The organism is Clostridium sp. FP2, assembly GCF_011065955.2.
Classification (GTDB): Bacteria; Bacillota; Clostridia; order Clostridiales; family Clostridiaceae; genus Clostridium_AD; species Clostridium_AD tagluense.
In genome coordinates this window covers 3,039,596-3,061,741 of sequence record NZ_JAAMNI020000001.1, presented here as the reverse complement: position 1 = coordinate 3,061,741, position 22,146 = coordinate 3,039,596, and the positions used below count along the sequence as shown (strand labels likewise).

The window sequence follows — 22,146 nt, the reverse complement described above, 5'->3', positions numbered from 1 at the left end:
GGACCAACATGGGAATAGTTATAGCAAAGAATTTAAATCTATATTATGGAAATGTTCAAGCGCTTAAAAATGTAAGTATTGATATAGAGAAAAATTCAGTTACTGCACTTATAGGACCATCAGGTTGTGGTAAGTCAACATTTTTACGGACTATTAACAGAATGAATGATTTAATAGATTCTGTTAAAATAGATGGAGAAGTTTTATACGAAAATAAAAACATATACAGCTCGGACTATGATGTTATAGATTTAAGGAAAAAAATAGGGATGGTGTTTCAAAAGCCTAATCCTTTCCCTATGTCAATATACGATAATGTAGCTTATGGCCCTAAAATTCACGGCCTAACTAATAAAAAAGAACTTGATGAAATTGTAGAGGATAGTTTAAAGGGGGCTGCCCTTTGGAATGAAGTAAAAGACCGGCTTAAAAAGAGTGCACTAGGGTTATCTGGTGGACAGCAACAACGTTTATGTATAGCTAGAACTTTGGCTGTACAACCTGAAGTTTTATTAATGGATGAACCAACCTCTGCTTTAGACCCTATTTCCACATTAAAGGTTGAAGAATTAATGGATGTGCTTAAAAAAAAGTATACAGTTATTATTGTTACTCATAATATGCAGCAAGCAGGTAGAATTTCTGATTATACCGCATTTTTTCTTAATGGAGAAATAGTTGAGAATGGTAAAACAGAAAATATATTTTATAAACCTCAAGATAAAAGAACAGAGGATTATATTACAGGAAGATTTGGTTAAAATATAAGAAGGAAGGTGATAATATGGCAAGAAAAGTATTTGAAGCTAGTCTTGAAGAGCTTCATAATGATTTAATTAGAATGGGAAGTATGGTGGAAAAACAAATTCATGACTGCATCGATGCCTTAGTTAATCAAAACGTTGAAAAGGCTGAAAGAATAATGGTAAATGATGACATAGTTGATGCACTGGAACGAGAAATAGAAGACAAGGCAATAAGATTAATTGCCATGCAGCAACCTTTAGCAATAGATTTAAGAAATATTTTTACTACAACAAAAATAGTAACAGACCTTGAGAGAATGGCGGATTATGCTGTGGACGTTGCTAAAATAACCGTAAGATTAAAAGATGAAAAGTATATAAAGGAATTAATAGACATACCTAGAATGGCTGAGATAGTAATACTTATGATAAGGGACTCCTTGGACGCTTATGTGGCAGGGGATGTTGAAAAGGCATATGAAGTTTGCAAACGAGACGATCAAGTAGACGATATTTATAAGGAAGTATTTGCAGAACTTCTACAATTAATGTTTAAAAATCAAGAGACAGTAACTCAAGCTACGCAGTTTTTATTTATTTGTAAGTGGCTAGAAAGAATTGCTGATCATACTACAAACATATGTGAATGGACAATTTATTTAGTTACTGGAGAAAAAGTTAATTTAAACGAATAGTTTTTACGTGAAATACAAAAGCTACAATTACAATAAATATGAAAACATAGTTAGCCATATTTATACGGCATTAGCTATATATTTAAAATTTTGTAGTGGAGTAGTGATTATGAAGAAAAAAAGATTAAAAACACTTTGGCTAATCTTTAGCATTACAATTGCTATGTTAGGTGTAGGATGCAAAAAAGATGCAGAAACCAAAGACCAGAAGCCTAAGAACATTAGAATAATTTGTGAGGACACAGTTTTTCCCATGGTAAATGATTTAGTACGGGATTATAATTTAAATAATGACCCTGTAGTTACTGTGGAGTCTGTTGACAGAGAAAGTGCTTTTAGTAAACTGAAAAATTCTAAAGTGGATATATTAATTGGATATGTTCAGTCAGATAATAAGGAAATTGATTCTGAGATGCTAGCTTATGATGGTATTGGCATTATTGTTAACGCCACTAATAAAGCAAATAGTATTGGAACTTCTGACTTGAAAAAAATATATACCGGAAATATAGTAAACTGGGAAAAGTTAAAGGGTGAATCAAAAACGATAGTCCCTGTAGCTTTTAAAAATATTATGAATTCAGTTCAGTATGAATTTGATATAAAAATAATGGATACTCCTGTAAAAGAACAAATGAGTAGTAATATGCAGTATGTAGGAAGTATAGAAGAAATGAAAAATTTTGTTGCTCAGAATAAAAATGCTATAGGTTTTATGCCTGGACAGTGGTATAATAAAGAGAGTGTGTTTTTAAAATTAAATGGGATTGACATTACGACCTCAAATTTAAAGAATAAACTGTATTCTTTAAGATTTCCAATACAAATGTGTTACTCCAAAGAAAAAAAAGATAGTCTAAAGGAGCTTTTTCAGTATTTTAAAAGTGAAGATTGTAAAAAGATTATAAGAAAATATTGCATAGAAGCATTTTAGTACCTCCTTCTTAGGAGGTATTTTTATTCTGTAGTAAATTATTTATTAATCACAAATTTTCTAGTAGGAGTACGTGAAAAAGCGCAAAATTTGCGATATATGCACTTTTTCTTCTTTTAAAGACTAATAACGTTGACTTAAATATTGAATTCATGTAATATAACTTAATGGAATGCTATAATTTATTATTAAACTAATTGGTTTTTTTAAATTAAATATTAAATATTTAGTACTATATACTTAAAAAAAATATTTAATTTTAGTATAATATTTCTAATTCCTCATAAAGCCTTTTAAATGAAAGGTTATTGTTAAACAGGAGGTAAAAATGAAAAATCAGATATCTAAGATACTTCCAGGAAGTATTGCAGAAGAAATTGAGTTAGAAGTGGGAGATAGATTAATTAGTATAAATGGCAATGCTGTAATAGATATTATAGATTACAAATTTTTAATTACAGATGAACTTATATCAATTGAGATTGAAAAGGCTGACGGTGAGGTTTGGGAGATTGAAGTTGAAAAGGAATATGATGAAGATTTAGGAATCCAATTTGTTGATGCCATTTTGGATAAGCCAAAGAGTTGTCATAATAAATGTATATTCTGTTTTATTGATCAATTGCCAGAAGGAATGAGAGAAACACTTTATTTTAAGGATGATGATTCAAGGTTATCGTTTTTCCAAGGTAATTTTGTAACCTTAACCAATATGAAGGAAGAAGACATTGAAAGAATAATTCGATATAAGATAAGTCCTATTAATGTGTCAGTTCACACTACTGATGCAGAGCTTAGAAAGATAATGTTAAACAATAAATTTGCTGGAGATGTTTATGATAGGTTAAAGAGGCTGGCTGAAGCTTCCATTAAAATCAATTGTCAAGTGGTTTCGTGTCCTGGCATTAATAATGGACCTGAACTTATAAAAACAATTGAAGATTTATATAAGCTTTATCCAAGCATTGAAAATTTAGCGGTTGTACCCGTTGGGATAACTAAGTATAGAGAAGGCTTATTTAATTTGACTTTGTATGATGAAAATACTGCAAGGCAAGAAATTGAATGCGTAAAGGAATTACAAGAAAAATACATTAACGAAATCGGATCGCCTTTTGTAAGGTTGTCAGATGAATTTTACGTTACAGCAGGTATTGATGTTCCAGAGGAAGATTTCTATGATGGTTATGATCAGTTAGAAGATGGAATTGGTATGATAAGGATGCTTAGAAACGTTATTGATGAAGATGTAGCAGACCTTGAGCTAAATCATAGTGGGAAATTCACCTTTATAACAGGGCAATCAGCCTATGCAGAAATACTAAAGGTAGCTGAGAAAATCACTACAACTAATAACAAAATTAATATTAATGTTAAAAAAATAGTAAATCATTTTTTTGGAGAAACTATTACAGTAGCAGGTCTTTTAACGGGAAAAGATATAATTAATCAGCTAAAGGACGAAAAACTAGGGGATTATATAATAATTCCTAGCAATATGTTGAAAAGTGGATATGAATTAGGAGATTACGATCAGCAAATATTCTTAGATAATATTACGGTAAGTGATTTAGAAAAAAGTTTAAATATAAAAGTTTTAATATGTGATTATTCAGGAGAAGATTTAATCCATATAATAAACCAAAATAGTCGGGAGGCAGAATAATGGCAAAACCAATAGTAGCAATAGTAGGAAGGCCTAATGTAGGTAAATCTACCTTATTTAATAAGTTAGCAGGTAAAAGAATATCAATAGTTGATGATAAACCAGGTGTAACAAGAGACAGAGTGTATGCAGATGCGGATTGGCTTAGACACAATTTCACACTGATTGATACAGGTGGTATTGAAATTGAAAGTCAAGATATTATTTTAGCACAAATGAGAAGACAGGCACAAATAGCTATAGAAACATCAGATGTTATAATATTTATTGTAGACGGTAAGCAGGGCCTTACAGGTGCAGATTATGAAGTTGCTCAAATGCTTAGACAAAGCAAAAAACCAATAGTATTGGTTGTAAATAAAATAGATCATCTTCAACTAGAAGCAAATGCCTTTGAATTCTACAATTTAGGTATAGGAACCCCCTTTGCTATTTCTGCAACTCAAGCACTTGGACTTGGAGATATGTTAGATGAGGTAGTAACGCATTTTGATAGTGTCTATTCACTAGCAGAAGATGAAGAATATATTCAAGTTGCAGTGGTAGGTAAGCCGAATGTTGGTAAATCATCATTGATAAATAGAATGCTTGGAGAAGAAAGAAATATAGTAACTGATATCGCAGGTACAACTAGAGATGCAATTGATAGTAAAATTGAAACGCAGGAAGGAAAATTTGTTCTTATAGATACTGCAGGAATAAGAAGAAAAAGCAAAGTAGAAGAAGGCATTGAAAGATATAGTGTTATTAGATCCTTAGCAGCAGTGGAGAGAGCTGATGTAGTTATACTTATGTTAACTGCTACAGAGGAATTAAGTGATCAAGATGAGAAAATTATAGGGTATGCTCATGAGATGAAAAAAGCTATTTTAGTAATAGTAAATAAATGGGATCTTATTGAAAAAGATGATAAAACTATGCTTGAGTATAAAAAGAGAATACAAGCAGGGTTAAACTTTATGGCATATGCACCATATTTATTTATATCTGCAAAAACAGGCCAAAGAGTGCATAAGGTACTTTCAACAATAAAAGAATGCTATGAAAATTATTCGAAAAGAATTTCTACAGGCATACTTAATGAGGTTGTAAATAAGGCTGTATTAATGAAAGAACCTCCAACAGTAGCAAATAAGAGATTAAAAATATTTTATGTTACTCAAGTAGCTTCTAAACCACCAACATTTGTGTTCTTTGTAAATAATGAAAATTTATTGCATTTCTCTTATGAAAGATATTTAGAAAATCAATTGAGAAATAGCTTTGAATTTTTGGGAACAGGTATAAAGCTTATATTTAGGGAAAGGAAGGAATAGAATGTTAAAAGTTGCTTTTTTAGGTGGTGGTAGTTTCGGTAGCGCATTGTCTATAATGCTTGCCAAAAAAGGAATTAATGTTAACATATGGGATAGAAAAATTAGTGTAATTGATGATATTAACATCAAAAGAGAAAACGTTAAATATTTACCCAAGGTTATCGTGCCAGCAGGAGTAACAGCATTCATTGATATAGAAAAGGCTATATGTGATAGCGACATAATTGTGTTATCAGTTCCATCCCATGCAATAAGAGAATTAAGTGTGATGATAGCACCACACTTAAAACAAAATCAAATTGTGGTTAGCATTGCAAAAGGAATCGAAGAACATTCATCAAAAAGAATTTCACAGGTTATAGAAGAAGAAATTCCGAGTAACCCTATAGTAATACTTTCAGGTCCTAGTCATGCAGAAGAGGTTGCCTTAGAGATACCTACAACAGTAGTAGTTACTTCTAAAAAAATGGAGTATGCAAAGATAGTTCAAGATGTATTTATGACCAGTAAATTTAGAGTTTACACTAATGAAGACATTATTGGAGTAGAAATAGGTGGAGCAGTTAAAAACATTATTGCACTAGCAGCAGGCGTGTCAGATGGAATAGGCTATGGTGATAATTCTAAGGCTGCACTTATGACAAGAGGAATGAGTGAAATTATAAAAATAGGCACTGTGCTTGGCGGTAAAACTGAAACTTTCTATGGATTAACAGGTATGGGCGATCTTATCGTAACTTGCACTAGTATGCATAGTAGGAATAGAAGAGCCGGTATTTTAATTGGAAAGGGTGTTCCAATGGAGAAAGCTTGCGAGGAAATAGGAATGGTGGTTGAAGGTATAAAAGCCACAAGAGCCTTTTATGAACTTAAAGAAAAAGCGCAAGTTTCTATGCCTATTACAGATGTGCTTTACAAAGTACTATTTGAAGGTAAAGACCCTAAAGATGGAGTACATGAACTTATGTCAAGAAATAAAAAAGATGAGGTTTAACCACATTTTATAAAGTCATTAATAGTAAAACCCAGTTTTTCATTAAGAAGTTAATGAAAAACTGGGTTTTTTATATATTTTCAATCTGTAGTAATAATTTATTGTTATATAAAATATATTTATAATGGTAATAATAATTATTGGGAGGGTATATCTTGGATAATTTTGATATATACAAAGATATAGCAGAGAGAACGCAAGGGGATATTTATGTAGGTGTTGTAGGTCCAGTAAGAACTGGAAAATCAACATTTATAAAAAGGTTTATGGAGCTTATGGTAATTCCTAGAATAGATAATCCTCATAAAAAAGAAAGAGCAAAAGATGAACTGCCTCAAAGTGGTTCAGGAAAATCAATTCATACCACTGAACCTAAATTTGTACCCAACGAAGCAGTTGAAATTGATTTTGACGGTGGTACTAAACTCAAAGTTAGAATGGTTGATTGTGTTGGATATATTGTTAAAGGAGCGGTAGGATACGAAGAAGGGGAGACACCTAAAATGGTTACAACTCCTTGGTACGACTATGAGATTCCATTTGAGGAAGCGGCAGAGCTTGGAACAAAAAAAGTAATAAATGAGCATTCAACTATTGGTCTTTTAATTACTACAGATGGTTCTATTACAGGTATAAAAAGAGAAGAATATTTAGAAGCTGAAAAAAGAGTAGTTGATGAACTTAAAGCCATTAATAAACCTTTCATAGTGGTGTTAAATTCTAAAAATGCAGCTGCGCCTGAAACAGAATCTTTAGCAAGGGAATTGGAAGAAAAATATGATGTTCCAGTTCAAGTTATGGATGTACTAAATATGAAAGAAGAGGATATAGCTAATATATTCCAAAGAATTCTTAGAGAATTCCCAGTTAAAGAAATTAACATAGATATGCCTGAATGGATTGAAAACTTAAGTTCTAAGCATTGGGTGAAAATTAATTTTATGAAATTCTTAAAAGATATGTGCAAGGATATTTTTAAGGTTAGGGATATAAATAAATCTCTACTCAGTTTTAAGGAGGTCGATTTTTTAGACTCTGCAAGACTTGATGAAATGAATATGGGAGAAGGCACTGCTAGAGTTAATATAATTCCTAAACATGAATTATTTTACAAAATACTAGGTGAAACTTGTGATTGCGAAATAAAAGGTGAAAATGATTTATTAACATTAATGGGCGAATTCTCTAAAGCAAAAGTGGAATATGATAAAATTGCAGATGCACTAAGAGATGTTAAAGAAAAAGGCTATGGCTTAGTGGCACCACAGCTTTCAGAAATGACCTTAGAAGAGCCTGAAATGATACAGCATGGTGGTAGATATGGAGTTAAACTAAAGGCTTCAGCGCCGTCGTTACACTTTATTAAGGCTAATATAACCACAGAAGTATCTCCTATTATGGGTACAGAAAAGCAAAGTGAAGAATTCTATAATTCAATATTAGAACAGTTTGAGAACGATAAATCTCAAATTTGGCAGAGTAATATGTTTGGTAAATCTTTAGAAGTATTGGTTAAAGAGGGTCTTCAAAATAAATTATTTAAGATGCCTGATGATGTTCAAATAAAAATTCAAAAGACGCTACAAAGAATTATAAATGAAGGTAATGGAAGCTTGATATGTATTATACTATAATAATATTTTTTATTATTTAGTAGTTTTGAGTTATAGGGAACATTTCTTATAACTCAAAACTAAATTTAATCTTGAATCAATCTAAAATTTCATGCTATAATAAAGTTGTTAACTGGGTGTAGCGCAGTTGGTAGCGCGCATGAATGGGGTTCATGAGGTCGCAAGTTCGACTCTTGTCACTCAGACCATCCTAGGTATACCAACGGTTTGAAGGTGTTTTAAACTGTTAATCTCATAAAATAGACCACATGATTAAATTTCTTAGGAGATTTTAATTAGGTGGTCTATTTTGTTTTTTTGTTGTGCTAGGAGGGTATATAAATGAGAAAAGAATTAAAAATTAAACCTTTATCCAAAAAAACTTTAAAAGACGCATTTAAGGAATTTATATTACACTGTAGAGTTAAAAATCTTGCAGATGCAACACTGACTTTTTACGAGGAATCTTATAATCGATTTACTAAATTTTATACTGATGATAATTTGGTAAAGGATATTACAAAGCAAACAGTAGATTATTTTATATTAAATCTTAAAAACACAGAACTAGAAAGCTCTATATCTTTTAATACTGCAATAAATGGTGTAAGAGTAATGTTATATTACTTCATGAAAATGGGTTACTTAGAAGACTTTAAAATCCCATCTATGAAGCAGGACAAGAAAATTAAAGAAACCTATACAGAACAGGAAATAAAGATAACTTGTAAAATCCGATTTAAATGAAACTGATTTTGTTAATTTTAGGAACTGGACTGTTATCAATACACTTTTAGCCACGGGGATGAGAGTTAGAACATTAATAAACTTAAAAATAAGTGATGTTGATTTAAAGAATCAATTATTGCATTATAGCACAACTAAAAATAGATATCATCAAATAGTTCCGGTTTCTCGGACTTTAACAAATGTATTGAAAGAATATATAGATATTAGAAATGCAAATGAAGAAGATTGGTTATTTTGTAGTAGATATGGGGAGAAGCTTACAAATAATGCAATTCAACATAGTCTAATAAAATACAATAATAAGCGTGGGGTAATGCGAACAGGAATTCATTTATGGAGACATACATTTGCTAAAATTTGGATTATAAATGGCAAAGGTGATCCCTTTAGACTCCAACAAATTTTAGGACACGCAGATTTATCTACAGTAAAAGAATATATGGATTTATTTCTGGTGGATTTACAAAAGGACTTTGATTTAATTAACCCATTAGAACTTATGCAACCTACAACAAATAAAGGGAAATACGTAAAGATAAAAAAATAAAGGCTACGAAGTTCATACCTTCAAGCCTTTGGAAAAAACTGAATATAGATTAATGATTCCTTCTATAAACATCGTATACTTATTATAATTCGAAAAAATAATAAGTGCAAGAGGGTTTTGTTTCCTATACCCTAAAATAAGGTGATAGGTTAGTTGTATAAGCACTAGAGCAACTCTAAATAATTCTAGTAGGTGACATTAAGCCGATGCTATAAAATTAATGGGGAGTTATAGTATTTAAGCCTATTTGTACGTTTCACCCTTAGCAGGGTATAAGTGTCCTGTTTAAATATTACTTAGGGTGGTTCGCTATTAGTCGCAAGACAAGGGTGTAATATAATCATGGACAAGCAGTATAAGTATATGAGTATGTATGGGAATAGAGTGCATATAAAAGTATTACAACAAATAGGCTTTCGAGAGACTTCAACATCAACCAAATATTAATGTTATCCTAATTTTTTTAGGGTAACTACGTCGTGCTTAACATTCCCAAATATTAGAAGTTCAAGTTCGTAATGTCAAGTGAAATAGTAAACATAGCACAATAATTTTAAGCTTGAGGTTAGAAAAATCTAGCTTTAGGATTTTTATTTTACATAAAGAAGCAAGAACTGTTCTTTTATACTTAATTTACAAATATTAAAGGAACAAATAGTTTTGTGTTGAATCTAGTAGTAAATTAACATTATATAAATAATGTTAAACCAAAATATTCTAGGAAGGTACTATAATGTTAAAAACAATAATTACAAGAAAATCAGATGATGTGGTATCAAATATTGTGGACACATCCAAAGTAGTAGAAAATGGACTATTAGTAAAGGATTCAACAGGTGAATATATTATAGGGTGTATGGGAGAGTGCAATCAATATAATAATGTCGAAACACTAGATATAATAGCACCACAAAAATATAAATATACGGTGCCTGAAGGATTTATAGTAGACCAAAATTATAAACCTTACATATCTACAGAAATGCAAATTATAGCAATACAAAATGCATTAAAGGAAAATCAAAATGCTATAAATTCATTATTGAAGGTGTAGAAAATGAGTAAATTATATAATTATTTTGTATCATGTTGGAAAATTAATTCTGGATTTACCACTACTAATTTAGATAACGCAGTAGCTAAGAACTTAATAACAGCAGAAGAAAAAATCACAATAGAAGCTATGGAAAAAGCTATGATTTAGGAAAATACTGCGATAAAAAATGTTGTAAAGTACTTATTAGAAAGTGTGCTCTTACTTAGTAATTATTCTGCACACATCTAGACAAGCCCTCATAATATATGGTAAATACAATATAGGAGGTTTTATATATGTCTAAATGTAGAAAGTCAAATGAAATTCCTGATGAATTAATTGAAGAATTGCTTAATATAATTAATAGAGATAATATAGATAATAATAGATGTAGGTGTCACAATAGATGTAGATGTGAAGATAGGTTTGAAGATGATAGATTTTTTGATAATACTGATTGGTGTCCTGGTTGTGCCAATAGTTTTAATGATGGTTTTGATGGTTTATTCGGCGGTTGTAATAGATGTAACCAATGCAATAGATGCAATAGACGCAATAGATGTAACCGTTGTAATAGGTGTAGGTAGACAAGCCATTAGTTTTCGCAAAAAAGTAGCAGATGAGCTTAAAGTTTAAAATAAGTTAATGAAGATACCTATGGAGTATTCTATAGGTATCTTCATTGCAATATCTTAATCTAAGAGAAAAATAATAATAGATTTCATATGAAAACTAATTTAAGGCAAAATCTTTCTATTAAGCGCTGCAAGCAATAAAAGTTTAAAGTGTTTTGTTTTGCTACGATTTAGGAAACTATAGCGACGTAACTAGAAAATAAAATAATAAAATTAAGGGCACCTGAGAGGGTGTCTTTTATATTACATTAAAATGGAGATGTCTTGAAGCTATTTGCAATTATATACAATCATAATCCTACTTTCACTACAATTATTAGTGGAAGGAGGGATATTATGACACAATTGAAAGAAATAACACAAAAAATTGAAGAACTCAGAGCTTTAATGCATCAGTTAATGAATGAAAAAGAAAAGTTAACTGACCCAGAATTAGTAGTGCTTAGTCAAAAGCTAGATGATCTACTAAACGAATATGATAGATTAATAAACAGAAGTTAATAATTTATCGTATCAAATCAATAAGTGCACAGCAATTAAGAGGACTTTAATAGTCCTCTTTCTAATTTTAAGAATTACATAAAGGTAGGTGAAATAAATGAACAGTGAAACAGTAGAAATTAAAATAAATGAACATGAGGAGAAGATAGATAAACATGATTGTAGAATTATGAGTTTAGAGAAAGACACTACAAAGCAAGATACCCAAATCACTCAATTGTGTAAAAGTATAGAAAAATTAACAGACATGATAGAAAAAAAACTAGATAAAACTGGAGATTATAAATGGATTATTGCTTCAATTTTGATGTCGATAATCTTTTTTTTATGTTCAAAAATAATGGGTTAAGGAGGGAAAAATATAAAATGAGTAATAAAAGACCAGTAATGTATTTACAAAATGACGAACGGTGGGGTTGGATAAGATATTCTTCAAGAGGTGATTCAAGTCAAACTATTGGTTCAAGTGGTTGTGGCACTACAAGTATGGCTATGGTGTTGGCAACACTTGTAAGTAATAGTATAACACCAAAAGAAACTTCAGCAGATGCTTTGGCAAATGGATATAGAACTAATAATGAAGGAACTGATTGGAGTTATTTTGCTCATGTTGCTAAGAAATATAATTTAAAATTTAAGCAAACAGAAAATATAAATGAAATGCTCGAAGCTGTTAAAAATGGTGCTTATGCAGTTTTAAGTATGCAACCACCAACTTTTACTAGATATGGACATTTTATAGTTGCGTGGAGTTTTGACGGTAATGTTGTAAGTGTCAATGACCCTGCAAGTACATCAAGAACGAATCAAACATGGAATCCTAATATATTTAGAAATGAATGTGGACAATGTTTTATATTCTATCCAAATAATACAATTACTACTCCACAAAAGAAATCAAGATATTGTGGGGCATGGCAGATTTTTTATAATAATATCACAGGCACAAAAGCAAAAATTAGTGAAGATGGTTTTTATGGTACTAATACACAAAAATCGTTGGATTTTCTTCTTACATATATTAAGCAAGGGAAAAAATTCAAGTATTGTTATGAGTTCCAGTGTTGGTTTAATAAAATTACAGAGACAAAATTAAAGATTGCCGAAGATGGTTATTGGGGTACAAATACAGAAAAAGCATTCATAACTATGAATAACTTAGTTAAAGCATAAATAAAGTAAAAGAAAATTTAGGAGGTTTTTATAAATGGATAAATCAAGATTTAAAAATGTGGGATTATGGGTTTCAATATTTGCATTTATAGGATTAATTCTTGGTAATTATGGACTATATTCAGTAATAGGATTAACAGCAGTTTCTTATAAAATGTTAGTAGATGCTTTTCTAGGGATACTAACAATAAGTGGAATACTTTCTAATCCTAATAGTGGTACAGGCTATTTAGATAAGTAAAAAATAAAAATCAGAAAGAGTTAATATTTGTATAACTAAACAATTAAGTGTAAAATGGAATTATATTATAATGAATTCAACGGAGGGTTTGATTATGGGTAATTTAATTAAATGTCCAATGTGTGACAAAGATATTTGTTAAGCCTACTTATGTTGCGAAAGATAATTTAATCAAATGTTCAAACTGCAAAAGTGTTAACTGCAATAAAATTAGTGGATTATCTAAGGCAGGAAGTGTAGGTTTGTGGGGTATTTTTAGTGTTGGAAAACTTAACAAGGCGTGGGAATGTAAAAGTTGTGGATACAGATGGTAATAGGGTATAGGGATTAATTTCCTTACACCCATTTTTTTTTGTAAAAATATTTATATTAATGTATATAATAATTGATGTATATTAATGTAGATATAAAATTAAAGGTTGCTTTTTAAAAAGGAATGGTTTATTATGTATATAATTAAATGAAAAATAAAAAGACTCATGTGGTCTATTTTAAATATTTTATGAAGGAATGGCTCAACCATGCGGTTTGTAGCGCAGTTGGTAGCGTGCATGAATGGGGTTCATGAGGTCGCAAGTTCGACTCTTGTCACTCAGACCATAGTAATGCTTATAACTCAATGGGTTATGGGCTTTTTATTTTTATGATAAAAAGTAAAAACTAAAGTTGGCGGCGAAGCGTTTGCAAATATGTATGATGGCAGATTTAACCAGTAGCACAATAAATTAAAGCCTGAGGTTAGAGAAATCTAGCTTCAGGCTTTTTTATTTATTTTAACTGTTTTTTTTATGATCAGCAATCTACATTATTTTGAAAGCACCAAAGAAGAAAGTAAAGAATCAACTAGGCCCTTTTGTGAGGAATAAGTGATACCTTCAAAGTAGGACATTGTTATTCTTCATAAAAATCGTACTCACTAGCAAATGTATTGTCTTCAGTATTATTCTCAAGTAATTCGGTTAGATTATCTATTTGACCTTCCAAATTCATAATCTTATCTATCATATATGCATTGGTGTCGGTATTGTTATGTAAACTTGCGTCTAGTGCATTAAATAGATTTTCTTTTTCTATATCTGTAAGGTTTGAAACTAATGCAGTAAAATCGCCTCCATGCTGATCATCTGCAATCATTAATGCTTTATCTCTAAACATGTGACCTTTAGATGTTGTAATATCAATTTTTGCAATATCTTCATTGTCCTCAATTAGTGTAACGTTACTGTTTTTATATTTATTTCGGCTTTCATTGTACATAATTATCTCTCCCTATTAATGGATGGTACAATCCGTAGGGTCTTTATCATCCCTCAAACCCTTAAATATAGGTTGTCGCAAGGAACCGTTTGATGTTTTCATCATAAATTTTACGATACATACGAGGTTAGGTTCTATCCACACAGCATTATCGTTTCCAGGAGACAATTCATTAAAAGGTTGTGCACTTATTCTAGGCATTGATTCTATTAATTTAAAATCCTCTGTTGATATTCCCAGCGTAACATGACCCTTGTATACAAGTTCTTTGCCTGAATATTGACCAAGAACAATGCTGATTACACCGTTCTCTTTAAAGATGTACCCACACACTACAAAATCATCGTCCAGTAGATATTTAATCTTAATCCAGTCCTTTGTTTTCTTGTCGCAATAATACTTGCTATCTTTTCTCTTAGCGACTATTCCTTCAAGCTCATTTTGCTTAGCAAGCTGATAAAATTGAATTCCATGTTCTTCTATATATCTAGAAGTAGCAATGCGTTCATTTTCTATAATAACTTTTTCTAGCAATTTTTTGCGTTTCATTAAAGGCAAATCTATAACCGAGTGATCATTGTAATAAAGGATATCAAATGCTGTAAAACTGGCTGGTAATCTAGATGATGCAAGTCGGATTTTAAAGGTATTTGACATAAGAGAACGCCGCCGAATTTCAAAAAAATCTGGCTTGCCATCCTTAATAACGATTAATTCACCATCTAAAATGCAACGCTGTTTAACTTGTTTGTGTATCGTTGACAGTTCTGGTACTTTTACAAGCATTTTAATATTTCGTTTATTGCGTAGCTCTGTTGCGTCTTTATCTAAATATGCTATACAACGTTCACCATCTAGCTTTAACTCATAGATATAATCGGGGTTGTTAAATGCCTCTTGCATCTCACCAATTAGCATAGGCTTAATATTTTTACTCTGAAATAAATCCATTATGCGCCCTTTGTAGTTCTTTTACGTTTTTCTTTAGGCTTTGGAGTTTCATTAACTTTATTTTGCTCAATACTAGCCTTTAATGCATCCATAAGGTTAATAATATTACTTGGAGCTTCAGACTTAGAGGCAACAATATCTTTACCAGCTATTTTTGTTTCAAGTAACTCACGTAGCTTTATTTGGTATTCATCCTTATATTCAGAGGGATTAAAAGGACTAACCATTGAATTAATTAACGCCTTTGCCATAGTAATCTCAGCATCAATTATCTCGGGTTTATTATAGGATTTAGGAAGATCTTTAATTTCATCTTCATAGTACATTTTGGATATTAATATTCCATCTTCACGTGGGATGATAGCAAGTAAAGTCTCTCTTGTACCCATTACAGTTTTACCAATAGCAATTTTTTGCTCGCTCATTAGTGCTGCACGTAATAGCTCAAATGCCTTATCTCCACCAGCTTCAGGAGTAGCTTGATATGTTTTGTCATAATAAATTGGAGATATTTGATTTAGTTGTGCAAAGTGTAGTATCTGTATAGATTTTTCTTTTTCTGTCTTGATTTTTTCCAGATCATCATCCGTCACAACTACATAATGCTCTTTATCGTACTCATAGCCTTTAATAAGGTCTTTCGTAATAATCTCTTTTCCACAGTGAGCGCAAGTCTTCTTATATTTTATCCTTGAATTGTCTTCTTTGTGGAGTTGATTAAAGTGTATATCATTATCTTGAGTAGCACTATACATGGATATTGGAATAGCAACAAGGCCAAAGGAAATAACTGTTTTATGAGCTACCGCCATTATTAACACCTCTCTTACTTTTTTATTAGTATAACCAAAACTTAATTTATTTACTATTAATCATTTCAATCTTGTTATTTCTATGCAGGTTAAAAAAATGTATTAATTTGAAAAAATAAATTAGTTCTAAAAGTAATTAGGTTATATTTCAAACATCCTATCTAATACTTTTTCATAAGTATATTACAGATACACATACTTATTGGGCCTATTTCTTCATTTTTAGTAGAATATGTAGTGTTTTTATGCAACCACTTTATTTATAATATATATCCCTTTTATAAGTTAGTAAAGTTCATTATATTCACCTTATAAATGAATGTTTTCACTTTTGATTTATATAGTCGAAGAAAAAATATTAATGTCAAGCATTTTTGAAAATGTCCTCAAATATTTAAAACATTAGCACCAGTTTTTCTGGTGCTTTTATTAATTTGGGTTACTTAATGAATGTTGCACAAAGTGGCTATAAGATTATTTAATTACTTTGAAATTTTCCTAAAATCTTTTCTAAATATCTTTTAGCCGTAGGCTTATAATTGGGGGTCCATTAAAGCTTAAAGGTCATTTTTGAAAATGTGTATGAATCCTTCTATTTATATTAGCGTAGCTAATGGATGAGAATCCATTTCTTTTTATTAATTTGATTTTATTATTTATGACTTCCATTGGTCAGTTTCTTAATCTATTATCAAAGTATGTTTTGGGTTCACTTAATAAACCTTTGAAGATTGTCTTTTTCAAAGATCTAAAATGAACAGATTTTTAGTGTTTCTATGCTACATTATTGTTACGGTGAGCCTGTTTCTTTAAATACCGCTCAAATGAATCTTGTTTCCAAGGATGACTCATTGGTGGTATGTAGCGTTTGCTAGGTTGGGTATTTGGAACTGCTAAATCAAAGTTTTTGGAGGAGAGTTCATGTCCAGGTAATAAATCTAGCGCATAAACTTTCTCATCTACACACAAGAAAATCTCGCCATTAAATGATTGAATTACCGTTCCAACTGTTCCTTTGCGATAATGTACAGGATATCCATTGCAATCAACAGGCAAATAATAATTCTTTTTAAATTTGATACAACTTCCGTTATCCACCTTCCTACTGGTCAATACGGCAAGAGTTAAGTTGATTTTTTCAATATCTGGTTGCATTTCAAAGACAGATTTGATATTATCAACAGGTAATGCAAACTGAGCATTGAATTCTTTTATGTAGGAGTTTAAGAATTCGTTTGCTTGCTCAATTGTGTTTATACCACTTATCCGCATTTCCAAGGGGAGGCGTGATTGTAACGTCTGAAACATTCTTTCTACGCGTCCCTTGGCTTGTGGAACACTACTGGTTTTAATTTCAATACCTAATTGTTTACATGCATAGCTAAATTGTGTAAATGTGTCCTCTTCAACTGAAGGGGAATTTTTTTGTTTATATTCAAAGACAGTACGTCTATCAGTGAATAACATGTAGGGAATACCATAGTTAGTAAGTACTTGGTGTAGTACATGATAGTACCCATTTAAAGTTTCTTGTGAATCGAAATAAGCCCCCACAATAGCGCCAGTAGCATCATCTACTGCGATATGCAACTGACTTTTCTCGTTACCGAACCAAAGATGTACCGAAGCATCCATTTGAAGCATTTCGCCTGCATAAGCACATCTTGGACGTCTAGGATGTGCATCCTCGGCAGCAATTATGGAACTTTGAATTTTAGCAATTTCTTTTATAGAATTAGTTGCCTTTTGCAGCTCCTTTAATTCAGCCTTAATTCTTTTTCTTGTAGCACGCTTCGCCTTAGGGGACAGGATGAAATCCTGCATAAGGATGGAACGAATGGTGCTAGTAGAAACCGTTATATCCTCGTGCTTTTTTAGCAATTCGCAAAAATGGGTAATATTAGCTTCAGGGTATTTGGTGCAATATAAATCTAGGATTAACTGCTTGGTATTAGCATCAAGAGCATGTGCGGGCTTTCGCCCTCGATTACCATGAATAAAGAATTCTTTCCCACTTTCTTTATACCCCTTAATTATTCTGTTAATATGCCTAACCGAACAATTGAGAGCAATAGCTGCTCTCTTTTTATTGCCATCTGTTTCTATTAATTTTTTTATAGTAGAGTACTTATCCATTTCTTCCATAGTTAAATTCACCTTTCTTATTATCAGCACCTCATTTCTAGTCATGAGGTTTATTATACAATGTTTTCATATTTGGGACATAATCAAATGTGGTATAGTAAGACATTATCATAAACGGATCATAATTTATATAGTCGAAGAAAAAATATTAATTGACATAAATCGACTGCTATGCTAATCTAAATTAAGTTGCAACTTACAAATTAGAAATTACAAAAAAAATTATATAGTTTAGCTTTCTAGGGTTCCGCAGTTTATAACTGGCTGGTCCGAGAGAAGGCGCACAGGTAACTGTGTACACGGAAGGATAAAAGCCTGGGAGATATTTTAATAATATTTCTTATGGCTTTTTTTATATTTTTATTTTCTTTAAATAAGCCATGAGATATTACTATACTAATCTTAATTACTAATTTAGGGAGGTAAAGTTTATGGAATGGATTTATTTAGTTATAGCAGGTTTTTTCGAAATAGGCTGGGCAATGGGGCTGAAGTATTCACAAGGATTTACAAAAATATTACCTAGTATATTAACTGTTATAGGAATGGTTGCAAGTTTCTATTTTTTATCATTGTCTTTAAAAAGCTTACCACTAGGCAATGCATATGCAATTTGGACAGGTATAGGAACTGTTGGCACTGTAGTCTTAGGTATTATTTTATTTAAAGAACCGTTTAATGTGATGCGTATGATTTGTATTGTATTTATAGTTGTTGGAATCGTTGGTCTAAAATTAATATCAATAGACTAATAATCGTATATAGTTTAGAAATAGCAAAAATAAGTATAATATTACTGAAAGAGAAGTGATAAGGGTAAAATATATAGCTATCTCATTTTAATATGAAGGAGGAATTTTAATGAAAAAATTTGTTGTTGAAGATGATTTTTGGACCCTATTTCCTAGTGCACGGATTGGAGTTGTTGTTTGTTATGGAATAGATAACACTATAAAAGATAAAGAAAAATATAAGGAAATGATTTCAAATTCAGAAAAGGAAGCCTTAAAACATTTGAAGAATGCAGAATTCAGCAGTAACGAAGTTATAAAAGTATGGAGAGAGGCGTTTCAAAAATTTAAAACAAAGAAAGGTGCAAGGTCATCGATCGAGGCATTACTAAAGCGAGTGCATAATGGAAACCATTTAGGAACTATTAATCCTTTAGTTGATATTTACAACTCTATTTCATTAAGATATGCATTGCCCTGCGGTGGTGAGGATATCGATACATTTGCTTCTAATATAAGATTAACTAAAGCGGTTGGAAATGAAAGTTTTGTTACATTAGGAACGGATGAAAATGCGCCACCCTATGAAGGTGAAATAGTTTATAAAGATAATGAAGGAGCAATTTGCAGGTGTTGGAATTGGCGTGAAGCAGTAAGAACAATGCTTACTGAAAATACAAATAATGCTTTTTTATGTATTGAATTGGCGGATGAAAAAAGATATGTGGAATTTAAGAATGCCTTAAAAGAACTGGCAAAAACAGTACAAAACGATTTAGGAGGAACAACTCAAATTTCAATTTTAGATATTAATAATAAAAAGATATCAATTGATTAATTTAGTTTGGAGGGATGACAAATGAGTATTTTCAATTATAAGGATGTTTATTTAGAGGATGGCCTAAGGGTTCTTGAAGTTAATATTCTACCAGAGAAATATTGCAACTTCGATTGCATATTCTGTCCAATTGGAAGGTCAAACAATAAAATAGATACGCCACAATCCTTTGATGAAATGGAGAATTCATTAAGAGAACTAGAAAGTATCTTAGAAAATAGTAATGTAGACTTAGTTTTTATTAACTCTAAAGGTGAAGCTTTAGTAAATGATAAAATTGTTAATGTTATTAATTTAATTAAAGGTAAGGGATTATCTGTAAGATTGCTTTCAAATGGATACCTACTAGGCAAAGATGAATATATTAAAATTGCCAATATGTGTGATGAAGTCATTGGTGAACTAAAAGTAATATCTGAAGAACATTTTCAAAAAATTCAAAGACCAATTAACGGATATACAATGAAGGCGCATATTTCAAATATGGTTTCTTTTAATAAGCAATACAAAGGGAAGTTTATATTTGAAATTACTATCATTAAGGGCTATAACGATGATGAAGAATCAATTCTGAAGACAAAAGATATTATTAAGGAAATATCTCCCGATAAGATAATTATTGCAAGAATGGACGATGAAAAATTTAAGAAAAAACTTGGTATAACGGATGAAAGATTTGAGGAAATTTCAAATGCATTACTAAATATTTAACAATGCTAATAAATAATATTCCCATATTATATAACAAGTGAGGATAGGTTCATGGAAGATATCGTTGTTAAATATGGATTAAAAATATGCACTTCGAGAAAGTTAGCAAAAACAAATTAATAATAACTTTTAGCTCGTTACCCATTTACACACCTCTCCCAATATTTTCACTTTATTATGTAATTTTCTAAATACATCATCTTTTCTGATCCTTAATATCCTCTATCTTCCAAGTAGGACATAATAAATTCATAACAGTGTATAAATTTATTATGTCCTATTAGAAAATCATATCCATATGCCATAGTAGACAAAGATTTAAATTACATAGATTTCGTAAGAACTATATAAAAAAAAGCCTATGAATTAAACATTATAGGCTTTAAATTGTTAAATTTTAGTATTCGCACATAGTTTCACGTATATTACAAATAGTACATTTATACGTGTGACAACCTTTATCCACCCGTATTTCTACCCAATTATGCGCATGTTGAGCTTGTGCAATTGTAGTATTTGGTTGATTATTTTGTTGAGATATTGTTTTCGCCGAAGCGATTATCCCTGTAGAGCATAGTAGTAATGCAGATAGAGTTAGACCTAATAATTTCTTTTTCACTATAATTACCTCCCTAATATTTGTATATTCGCAACAAAACAATTGTAAAATTGTTACAATTTAATTATAGTGCTTGTCCAATTGAAATGCAAGTGTTTTATTGTAATTATTTTACAATGAATCAAAAATATACATTTCTCAGATGAGTGATTGTTCATTAAAATAAAATAATATAAAAGACAGTCGATTGTTAATGGAGTTATTAAAGAAAATTAAGTTTATGTATTACATAGAAACAGTAAGAATTAAAATCTAGTATTTCTTATGTATAGGAATTTATAATAAATCCAAGTAATAAGTCAACACGTTATGTTATATTCACACTGAAACTAATTATAAAGTTTTGTAATTTATATACATAAAATACAGATGTGATACAATTACCATAAAGATTGCTCAAAAAAGTTTTTTTTAAAACTTATAAAAAATATGTTAGGAGAATTTATGATGGTAGTTTTGAATGTAAATGATTTGACAAAGGTTTATAACAGCAAAAAAAATATTAGTAAAACAAATGCACTTAATGGCATTAATCTAAAAATAGAACAGGGTGAATTTGTGGGTATAATGGGTCCCTCAGGAAGTGGAAAAACTACACTTTTAAATATACTTAGCGGGATAGATAATGCAACTTCAGGAAAAATAGAAATTTTAGGAGAAGATATCAATAAAATGTCTAAAAATTCGATGACCTTATTTAGACGTAATAATTTGGGTTATGTATTTCAGGAATTTAATTTGTTAGATAGTTTAACTATTGAAGAAAATATTATGTTACCATTAAGCTTTTGTTGTGAAAATTTGGAAGAATTAAATAAAAAGGTAAAGAATATTATGAGTATGCTTGATATTGAAAGTATCAAAAATCAATATCCTTACTCGGTTTCAGGAGGGGAACAACAAAGAACTGCTATTGGTAGAGCAATAATAAATAACCCTAATATTATATTTGCAGATGAGCCTACTGGAAATCTAGATTCGAAATCTTCTAATATTGTAATGCAGTATTTTGAAAAACTAAATATTTTAAAAAAGAACACAATAGTAGTTGTAACTCATGATCCATTTACAGCAAGTTATTGTAATAGAATAATTTTTATTAAAGATGGGTTGGTTAATTCAGAAATAACAAAGAGTGGTACTAATAGAAAAAGATTTTTTGGACAAATAATGGAGAACCTTACTGTTTTAGGAGGGGATGATGATGAATTTTCAACAAATTTCTTTTAGGATGT

At 30.6% G+C, this 22,146-nt stretch carries 24 protein-coding genes, 1 tRNA gene, 1 pseudogene and 1 riboswitch; of the genes and pseudogenes, 22 read left to right on the top strand and 4 right to left on the bottom strand.

From position 1 onward, the window contains the following. Positions 1–8 precede the first annotated feature (8 nt). The 18 genes and pseudogenes from pstB (at position 9) to G9F71_RS14680 (ending at position 13,161) form a co-directional block, all read left to right on the top strand. Positions 9–761 carry a phosphate ABC transporter ATP-binding protein PstB gene (gene pstB, locus G9F71_RS14765; protein WP_125005605.1) on the top strand — a complete coding sequence of 251 codons (753 nt, stop codon included), beginning with the start codon at positions 9–11 and terminating at the stop codon, positions 759–761. A 23-nt stretch (positions 762–784) separates the two neighbouring features. Further along, positions 785–1,441 carry a phosphate signaling complex protein PhoU gene (gene phoU, locus G9F71_RS14760; protein ID WP_164949846.1) on the top strand — a complete coding sequence of 219 codons (657 nt, stop codon included), beginning with the start codon at positions 785–787 and terminating at the stop codon, positions 1,439–1,441. Positions 1,442–1,550: 109 nt separating this feature from the next. After that, the gene (locus tag G9F71_RS14755) at positions 1,551–2,375 is read left to right on the top strand and encodes a substrate-binding domain-containing protein (RefSeq protein ID WP_164949845.1); all 825 of its coding nucleotides are present in this window, start codon (positions 1,551–1,553) and stop codon (positions 2,373–2,375) included. 328 nt (positions 2,376–2,703) lie between these two features. Next, complete coding sequence (locus G9F71_RS14750; protein ID WP_164949844.1) at positions 2,704–4,041, top strand: DUF512 domain-containing protein; 1,338 nt, start codon at positions 2,704–2,706, stop codon at positions 4,039–4,041. Then, positions 4,041–5,357 (top strand): ribosome biogenesis GTPase Der, encoded by a 1,317-nt coding sequence (gene der / locus G9F71_RS14745; protein ID WP_125005613.1) that lies wholly within the window; start codon positions 4,041–4,043, stop codon positions 5,355–5,357. Before G9F71_RS14750 ends, der begins: the two co-directional genes overlap by 1 nt. A gap of 1 nt (position 5,358) precedes the next feature. Continuing rightward, complete coding sequence (locus tag G9F71_RS14740; RefSeq protein WP_164943723.1) at positions 5,359–6,351, top strand: NAD(P)H-dependent glycerol-3-phosphate dehydrogenase; 993 nt, start codon at positions 5,359–5,361, stop codon at positions 6,349–6,351. Between the two features lie 155 nt (positions 6,352–6,506). Then, on the top strand, positions 6,507–7,985 hold the full coding sequence (spoIVA, locus tag G9F71_RS14735; protein WP_164949843.1) for a stage IV sporulation protein A: 1,479 nt from the start codon (positions 6,507–6,509) through the stop codon (positions 7,983–7,985). A gap of 112 nt (positions 7,986–8,097) precedes the next feature. Beyond that, positions 8,098–8,173: transfer RNA gene (locus G9F71_RS14730), tRNA-Pro, on the top strand. A gap of 133 nt (positions 8,174–8,306) precedes the next feature. Next, on the top strand, positions 8,307–8,711 hold the full coding sequence (locus G9F71_RS14725) for a hypothetical protein (RefSeq protein WP_164949842.1): 405 nt from the start codon (positions 8,307–8,309) through the stop codon (positions 8,709–8,711). 28 nt (positions 8,712–8,739) lie between these two features. Then, positions 8,740–9,261: pseudogene (locus tag G9F71_RS14720) on the top strand (tyrosine-type recombinase/integrase); the annotation flags it as partial. Positions 9,262–9,994: 733 nt separating this feature from the next. After that, positions 9,995–10,315 carry a hypothetical protein gene (locus tag G9F71_RS14715; RefSeq protein ID WP_164949840.1) on the top strand — a complete coding sequence of 107 codons (321 nt, stop codon included), beginning with the start codon at positions 9,995–9,997 and terminating at the stop codon, positions 10,313–10,315. Between the two features lie 3 nt (positions 10,316–10,318). Continuing rightward, positions 10,319–10,465 carry a hypothetical protein gene (locus tag G9F71_RS14710; RefSeq protein ID WP_164949839.1) on the top strand — a complete coding sequence of 49 codons (147 nt, stop codon included), beginning with the start codon at positions 10,319–10,321 and terminating at the stop codon, positions 10,463–10,465. A gap of 128 nt (positions 10,466–10,593) precedes the next feature. Beyond that, positions 10,594–10,884: a hypothetical protein gene (locus G9F71_RS14705; protein WP_164949838.1), complete on the top strand. Its 291-nt coding sequence runs from the start codon at positions 10,594–10,596 to the stop codon at positions 10,882–10,884. Between the two features lie 384 nt (positions 10,885–11,268). Beyond that, positions 11,269–11,433 carry an aspartyl-phosphate phosphatase Spo0E family protein gene (locus G9F71_RS14700; protein ID WP_164949837.1) on the top strand — a complete coding sequence of 55 codons (165 nt, stop codon included), beginning with the start codon at positions 11,269–11,271 and terminating at the stop codon, positions 11,431–11,433. A 97-nt stretch (positions 11,434–11,530) separates the two neighbouring features. Then, positions 11,531–11,782 carry a hypothetical protein gene (locus G9F71_RS14695; RefSeq protein WP_164949836.1) on the top strand — a complete coding sequence of 84 codons (252 nt, stop codon included), beginning with the start codon at positions 11,531–11,533 and terminating at the stop codon, positions 11,780–11,782. Positions 11,783–11,799: 17 nt separating this feature from the next. Then, on the top strand, positions 11,800–12,606 hold the full coding sequence (locus G9F71_RS14690) for a C39 family peptidase (RefSeq protein WP_164949835.1): 807 nt from the start codon (positions 11,800–11,802) through the stop codon (positions 12,604–12,606). 34 nt (positions 12,607–12,640) lie between these two features. Then, positions 12,641–12,847, top strand: a complete 207-nt coding sequence (locus G9F71_RS14685; protein WP_164949834.1) for a holin — start codon at positions 12,641–12,643, stop codon at positions 12,845–12,847. A gap of 122 nt (positions 12,848–12,969) precedes the next feature. Further along, positions 12,970–13,161 carry a hypothetical protein gene (locus G9F71_RS14680; protein ID WP_164949833.1) on the top strand — a complete coding sequence of 64 codons (192 nt, stop codon included), beginning with the start codon at positions 12,970–12,972 and terminating at the stop codon, positions 13,159–13,161. A 577-nt stretch (positions 13,162–13,738) separates the two neighbouring features. Here G9F71_RS14680 and G9F71_RS14675 read toward each other — a convergent pair. The 4 genes from G9F71_RS14675 to G9F71_RS14660 form a co-directional block, all read right to left on the bottom strand. Continuing rightward, the gene (locus G9F71_RS14675) at positions 13,739–14,104 is read right to left on the bottom strand and encodes a hypothetical protein (RefSeq protein WP_164949832.1); all 366 of its coding nucleotides are present in this window, start codon (positions 14,102–14,104) and stop codon (positions 13,739–13,741) included. A gap of 15 nt (positions 14,105–14,119) precedes the next feature. Then, entirely contained in the window at positions 14,120–15,055 is a 936-nt protein-coding gene (locus tag G9F71_RS14670; RefSeq protein ID WP_164949831.1) for an RNA ligase family protein, read from the bottom strand. After that, on the bottom strand, positions 15,055–15,867 hold the full coding sequence (locus G9F71_RS14665; protein ID WP_164949830.1) for a Ku protein: 813 nt from the start codon (positions 15,865–15,867) through the stop codon (positions 15,055–15,057). Before G9F71_RS14665 ends, G9F71_RS14670 begins: the two co-directional genes overlap by 1 nt. A gap of 774 nt (positions 15,868–16,641) precedes the next feature. After that, positions 16,642–18,057 carry an ISNCY family transposase gene (locus G9F71_RS14660; RefSeq protein WP_224626178.1) on the bottom strand — a complete coding sequence of 472 codons (1,416 nt, stop codon included), beginning with the start codon at positions 18,055–18,057 and terminating at the stop codon, positions 16,642–16,644. A 183-nt stretch (positions 18,058–18,240) separates the two neighbouring features. Beyond that, a riboswitch (guanidine-I (ykkC/yxkD leader) is annotated at positions 18,241–18,336 on the top strand. Positions 18,337–18,443: 107 nt separating this feature from the next. Between G9F71_RS14660 and G9F71_RS14655 the strand changes: the two genes are divergently transcribed. The 4 genes from G9F71_RS14655 to G9F71_RS14640 all read left to right on the top strand — a co-directional run bounded on the left by G9F71_RS14655 (position 18,444) and on the right by G9F71_RS14640 (position 22,141). After that, complete coding sequence (locus G9F71_RS14655) at positions 18,444–18,764, top strand: DMT family transporter (protein ID WP_164949828.1); 321 nt, start codon at positions 18,444–18,446, stop codon at positions 18,762–18,764. A gap of 109 nt (positions 18,765–18,873) precedes the next feature. Beyond that, positions 18,874–19,581, top strand: a complete 708-nt coding sequence (locus G9F71_RS14650) for a B3/4 domain-containing protein (protein ID WP_164949827.1) — start codon at positions 18,874–18,876, stop codon at positions 19,579–19,581. A gap of 21 nt (positions 19,582–19,602) precedes the next feature. Beyond that, positions 19,603–20,292, top strand: coding sequence for a radical SAM protein (locus tag G9F71_RS14645; RefSeq protein WP_164949826.1), 690 nt, complete (start codon positions 19,603–19,605; stop codon positions 20,290–20,292). 1,066 nt (positions 20,293–21,358) lie between these two features. After that, complete coding sequence (locus tag G9F71_RS14640) at positions 21,359–22,141, top strand: ABC transporter ATP-binding protein (RefSeq protein WP_164949909.1); 783 nt, start codon at positions 21,359–21,361, stop codon at positions 22,139–22,141. The last annotated feature ends 5 nt before the right edge of the window (positions 22,142–22,146 follow it).